The sequence below is a fragment of the Pseudomonas tehranensis genome (assembly GCF_014268615.1).
GTDB classification, from domain to species: Bacteria; Pseudomonadota; Gammaproteobacteria; order Pseudomonadales; family Pseudomonadaceae; genus Aquipseudomonas; species Aquipseudomonas tehranensis.
In genome coordinates, this window is sequence record NZ_JABWQV010000438.1 from 1 (window position 1) to 1,735 (window position 1,735).

Annotated in this window: 1 protein-coding gene; it reads left to right on the top strand. The window is 60.5% G+C overall.

All coding sequences use genetic code 11. From position 1 onward, the window contains the following. The first annotated feature begins 91 nt into the window (after positions 1-91). Positions 92-1,630, top strand: a complete 1,539-nt coding sequence (glpD, locus tag HU811_RS26805; RefSeq protein WP_186659113.1) for a glycerol-3-phosphate dehydrogenase — start codon at positions 92-94, stop codon at positions 1,628-1,630. The last annotated feature ends 105 nt before the right edge of the window (positions 1,631-1,735 follow it).

Genomic DNA, 1,735 nt, shown 5'->3' on the forward strand with positions numbered 1-1,735 from the left:
CTGGCTGTTGCTGAGTTTATCGGCTAGTATTTTCGCAAATGAACATTAATGTTCGAATTCAAATATTACGAAAAGAACCCGAGGCCAGCCGATGCCCACTTCTACCTTGCCTACGCCCCCTCTCGCTGAGGTTTACGACGTCGCCGTCATTGGCGGTGGGATCAACGGCGTGGGGATTGCCGCAGACGCAGCGGGTCGCGGCCTCTCGGTGCTCCTTTGCGAAAAGGACGACCTGGCCAGCCACACCTCCTCGGCCAGCAGCAAGCTGATCCATGGCGGCCTGCGCTACCTCGAACATTACGAATTCCGCCTGGTACGCGAAGCACTGGCCGAGCGCGAAGTGCTGTTGACCAAGGCGCCGCACATCGTCAAGCAGATGCGCTTCGTATTGCCCCACCGCCCGCACTTGCGCCCTGCCTGGATGATTCGCGCCGGCCTGTTCCTCTACGATCACCTGGGCAAGCGCGAACAACTTGCCGGTTCCAAAAGCCTGAAATTCGGCGCCGACAGCGCGCTGAAAAGCGAGATCACCAAAGGTTTTGAATACTCCGACTGCTGGGTCGACGATGCGCGACTGGTGGTGCTCAACGCCATGGCCGCCCGGGAAAAAGGCGCCCATGTCCACACTCGCACACGTTGCGTGAACGCCCGTCGTAGTAAAGGCTTGTGGCATTTGCATCTGGAACGCGCCGACGGCAGCCTGTTTTCGATCCGCGCCAAGGCGCTGGTCAACGCGGCCGGCCCGTGGGTCGCCAAATTCATTCGCGATGACCTGAAGCTGGAGTCGCCCTACGGCATCCGCCTGATCCAGGGCAGCCATCTGATCGTGCCGAAACTCTACGAAGGCGAGCATGCGCACATTCTTCAGAACGAAGACCAGCGCATCGTATTCACCATTCCGTATCTGAACCGGTTCACCTTGATCGGCACGACCGACCGCGAATACACCGGCGACCCAGCCAACGTGGCGATCACCGAGGGCGAAACCGATTACCTGCTGAAGGTGGTCAACGCTCACTTCAAGAAGCAGATCAGCCGCGACGATATCCTGCACAGCTATTCCGGCGTTCGTCCGTTGTGCAACGACGAATCCGACAACCCGTCAGCCGTCACCCGGGACTATACCCTGGCGCTCTCGGGCAGTAGCGAAGAAGCGCCGCTGCTGTCGGTGTTCGGCGGCAAGCTGACCACCTATCGCAAACTGGCCGAATCGGCCATGGCGCAGTTGGCCCCGTATTTTACTCAGATGCGCCCGAGCTGGACCGCCGTCGCCACCCTCCCCGGCGGCGAAAACATGACCACCCCGCAAGCGCTGTGCTCGGCGATCCGCGACAAATTCGACTGGGTACCGACCGACCTCGCCCGCCGCTGGGCCACCACCTATGGCAGCCGCACCTGGCGCATGCTTGAAGGCGTGCACAGCCTCGGTGACATGGGCGAACACATCGGTGCGGGCCTCTACACCCGGGAAGTCGACTACTTGTGCAGCGATGAATGGGCTATCGATGCCCACGATATCCTGTGGCGCCGCAGCAAACTTGGCTTGTTCACCACCGCAGCCCAACAGCAACAGCTGCAGCAATACCTGGATAAGGTGGAGCATAACCGGCGCAAGATCGAAGCGGCCTGATCGATCGACTGCTCGGCCAAAGCCCCTGGATCCCTCCGATTCAGGGGCTTTTTGTTATCTGAAATCCACCTCCGGCCCTGTGGGAGCGGGCTTGCTCGCGAAGAG

What these genes read in the sequence shown, in the direction of transcription:
- glpD (WP_186659113.1), top strand. Translation starts at nt 92, where the DNA reads ATGCCCACTTCTACCTTGCCTACGCCCCCTCTCGCTGAGGTTTACGAC.